Source organism: Spirillospora sp. NPDC049652 (genome assembly GCF_040675125.1).
Lineage (GTDB): Bacteria > Actinomycetota > Actinomycetes > Streptosporangiales > Streptosporangiaceae > Spirillospora.
Genome location: NZ_JBFAOF010000745.1, coordinates 1 through 3,695 on the forward strand (window position 1 = coordinate 1; position 3,695 = coordinate 3,695).

Sequence of the window (3,695 nt, forward strand, 5' to 3'; positions counted from 1 at the left end):
CGCCGGCCGAGGTCAGCCGGACGCGGCGGCTGGTGCGGTCGAACAGCCTGGTCCCGAGCTCGCGTTCCAGCCGGGCGATCTGGTGGCTGAGCGCGGACTGCACGACCATGCACTGCTCGGCGGCGCGGGTGAAGTTGCCCGTCTCCGCGACCGCGACGACGTAACGCATCTGCTGAAGCTCCACGGAGCAATCGTGGATCACGATCAATGTCCATGACAAACATGTGTTGGACTCATTGATCACCGCTGCCCCAGCCTGGACGCATGACGACGAGTTCCCACCCCGAGGGCGGCGGCCTGTCGCGCGGACTGCTGGCGCTCATGGCGGTGGCGACCGGGCTGGCCGCCGCGGGCAACTACTTCGCCCAGCCGCTGCTCGACCTCATCGGCCGTGAACTGCGGCTCGGCTCCACGCAGGCGACGCTGCTGGTCACCGCCGCGCAGGCGGGGTACGCCCTCGGGCTGATGCTGCTGGTCCCGCTGGGCGACCTGATGGAACGGCGGCGCCTCGCGGTCGTCCTGTACGCGTCCACGGCCGTGTTCCTGCTGGTGTCGGCCACCGCGCCCAACGGGACGGTGCTGCTCGCCGGGACGGCCCTGACCGCGCTGGCCTCGGTCGGAGCGCAGGTGGTGGTGCCGTTCGCCGCGGCCCTGGCCCACCCGGCCGAACGCGGCAAGGTGGTCGGCACGGTGATGACCGGCCTCATGCTCGGCCTGCTCGTGGCCCGCACCGCCTCCGGGACACTCGCGGACCTCGGCGGCTGGCGGACGGTCTACTGGGTGGACGCGGTGCTCATGGCGGTCATGGCCGTGCTCTTGCGGCTCTTCCTCCCGCGGCTCGGCGGCCGCGACCGGAGCCTCAGCTACCCCGGTCTGCTGCGTTCCACCGTGACGATGTTCCGGCACGAGCCGCTGCTGCGGTGGCGGGCGGGCATCGGCGCGCTGAGCCTGGCTTCGTTCAGCGTCCTGTGGACGGCCGTCACCTTCCTGCTGTCGGGCCCGCCGTACGGCTGGTCCGAGTCGTCCATCGGGTCGGTGGGGCTGTTCGGTGTCGTGGGCGCGCTCACCGCCACCTTCGCGGGCAGGCTCGCCGACCGCGGGCTCGTGCAGGTGGTGACCGGGGCGGGGACGGTCCTGCTCGTGACGTCATGGGCGGCGTCCGCAGCCGGGGCACACTCGCTGTTCTGGCTGCTCACCGGCGTGGTCGTCCTCGACCTGGCCCATCAGGCGGTGCTCAACAGCACGCAGAACGTCCTCTACGGGCTGCGTCCCGAGGCCCGCAACCGCATCAACTCCGCCTTCATGACGACGCTGTTCCTGGGCGGCGCGGCGGGCTCCGCGCTGACCTCGGTCGCGTGGGCGCGGGGCGGCTGGAGCGGCGTCTGCTTGCTGGGCGCCGCCCTGTCCACGGGGACCGTCGTCCTCTGGATCCTCGAACGCCTCACCACCGGACGCGCGGCTGGGAAGCCGTCGGATCGTCCGGCTCCGGACCTGGCCTCCGTCACCTCCGCCACCTCGACCAACTGACCAAGGAAGAACCGACATGTCACGCACCATCCTCATCACCGGAGCCACCGGGACCGTGTCCACCGCCCTGATGGACGCCCTCCGGAACGCCGATGTGAAGCTCCGCGCGCTCGTCCGCGACCCGGCCAAGGCCGAAGGGCTCCGCGAGCGCGGCGTGGAGGTCGTCACCGGCGATCTCGACGACCCGCGCTCGCTGCCCGCAGCGTTCGAGGGCGTGCAGGATCTCTGGCTGCTCGTTCCGAACGGTCCGCGCACGCCGGAGCACAACATGAACGCCATGTGGGCCGCGCACCAGGCCGGTGTGGAACGCGTCGTGCGGCTGTCGGTCGTCGGCGCGGCGCACGACGCGCCGTCCCGCAGCGCCCGGCTGCACGCCCTGTGCGACCGCGAGGTCGAGCAGTGCGGCATGCGCTGGACGATCCTGCGCCCCCACTGGTTCATGCAGAACCTGCTCAACGAGTCGGGCGACGTGGCGGGCGGCGACGCGTTCTCGCTGAACATGGCCGACGCGCGGCTGGGCATGATCGACGCCCGCGACATCGCCGAGTGCGCCGCGCGCGTCCTGCTGGACGACCCTGACGAGCACCACGGCCGCACCTACACCCTCACCGGCCCGCGCTCCGTGACGTTCGACGAGGTCGCCGAGCGGTTCAGCGCCGCGCTCGACAGGCCCGTCGGCTATCTGCCGGTCAGCGACGACGCCAAACGGAAAGCCCTGCTCGACTACGGCGTCCCGGCCTGGATCGTCGACATGCTTGAGGAGTACGCGCAGGCTTACACCTCCGGCTGGGGCGACTTCACCACCGACACCGTCGCCGAGCTGCTGGGCCGTCCGCCGCGTGACGTCGCCGACTTCGCCAGCGACCACGCCCCGGCCTTCTGCCGTTGAAAGGGACCACCCACACCATGCGACGTCACACGCTCTCAGCTCTTCTCGCCGTCGGCCTGACCGGCGCGACGACCATTCCCGTCCAAGCCGCGGACGCGCACGGCGCTCCGCCGTTCCCCACCGAGATCAGCCTCCCGGACGGTTTCCAGCCGGAGGGAATCGCCACCGGGCCCGGCCCGTTCGCCTACGTCAGCTCGATGGCCGACGGCTCGATCTACCGCGCCGACCTGCGCACCGGCCGCGGCACGGTCTTCAGCAAGGGTCCCGGCACCCCGTCCCTCGGCCTGAAGACCGACGCGTACGGACGCCTGTTCGTCGCGGGCGGCACGGGCGGCGACGCGCGGATCATCGACACCCGCACCGGACGGACGCTGGCCACCTACCGGCTGGCCGAGAGTCCGGCGTTCGTCAACGACATCGTCCTCGCCGAAGGCGCCGCCTGGATCACCGACTCGACCAACCCCGTCCTGTACAAGCTGCCCCTGCGCGGCGGACGGCTGCCCGCCAAGGCCCAGCGCGTCCCGCTCACCGGGGACATCAGGTACGGGGTCGGCTTCAACGCCAACGGCATCACCGCCACGCCGGACGGCCGGGCCCTGATCGTCGTCCAGTCCAACACCGGCGACCTGTTCCGCGTCGAGCGGACCGGCGTCACCCACCGGGTGAACCTGCACGGTGAGTCGCTGAAGGAGGGCGACGGCCTCCTGCTGCGAGGCCGGACGCTCTACGCGGTGCAGAACAGGTACAACGCGGTGGCCGTCCTGCGCCTGAACCAGGCCGGGACGGACGGCCATGTCGTGAAGCGGGTCGGCGCCCCGCGGCTGTTCGACGTGCCGGCGACCATGGCCGAGTTCGGCTCCCGCCTCTACCTCCCCAACGCCCGCTTCGACACGCCCGCGACCCCCACCACGCACTACAACGCCGTCGCCATCCCCCGTCCCTGACCGGGGCCGTCCTGACCTGACTCGGGCCTCCCGGGCCGCACGCCCGGGAGGCCGACCGGCCGAGCCGTCCTCAGCCCAGTTCGCCGATCCGGCGGATCGGGGAGAAGAAAGTGATCAGCCAGCGGAACGTCAGGCCCGCCACCCCGATCCAGAGGACGGCGCGGACCCCGGCGTACTGGCCGACGACTCCCGCGACGACGCCGCCCAGCGCCAACGCCCCGGTGAGCAGGAACCGGGCGGTGGCGTTCATGCGGCCGAGCATCGCGTCCGGGGTGACCCGCTGCCGGAAACTCACCAGCAGGACGTTGTCGACGCCCACCTTGACCAGGCTCACC

Annotated in this window: 4 protein-coding genes and 1 pseudogene; 3 read left to right on the forward strand and 2 right to left on the reverse strand. The window is 71.8% G+C overall.

What is annotated here, in order from left to right; translation table 11 throughout:
• On the reverse strand, positions 1-184 hold a 184-nt coding region (locus AB0J52_RS31795; RefSeq protein WP_500186479.1), incomplete at its 3' end, for a LysR family transcriptional regulator.
• A gap of 80 nt (positions 185-264) precedes the next feature.
• Here AB0J52_RS31795 and AB0J52_RS31800 point away from each other — a divergent pair.
• The 3 genes from AB0J52_RS31800 to AB0J52_RS31810 are packed head-to-tail and all read left to right on the forward strand — an operon-like array spanning position 265 to position 3,360.
• Positions 265-1,527 carry an MFS transporter gene (locus AB0J52_RS31800; protein WP_500186480.1) on the forward strand — a complete coding sequence of 421 codons (1,263 nt, stop codon included), beginning with the start codon at positions 265-267 and terminating at the stop codon, positions 1,525-1,527.
• A 16-nt stretch (positions 1,528-1,543) separates the two neighbouring features.
• Complete coding sequence (locus AB0J52_RS31805) at positions 1,544-2,416, forward strand: SDR family oxidoreductase (RefSeq protein WP_500186481.1); 873 nt, start codon at positions 1,544-1,546, stop codon at positions 2,414-2,416.
• Positions 2,417-2,433: 17 nt separating this feature from the next.
• The gene (locus AB0J52_RS31810; protein ID WP_500186482.1) at positions 2,434-3,360 is read left to right on the forward strand and encodes an NHL repeat-containing protein; all 927 of its coding nucleotides are present in this window, start codon (positions 2,434-2,436) and stop codon (positions 3,358-3,360) included.
• A gap of 70 nt (positions 3,361-3,430) precedes the next feature.
• Here AB0J52_RS31810 and AB0J52_RS31815 read toward each other — a convergent pair.
• Positions 3,431-3,695, reverse strand: a pseudogene (locus tag AB0J52_RS31815) (MFS transporter); the annotation flags it as partial.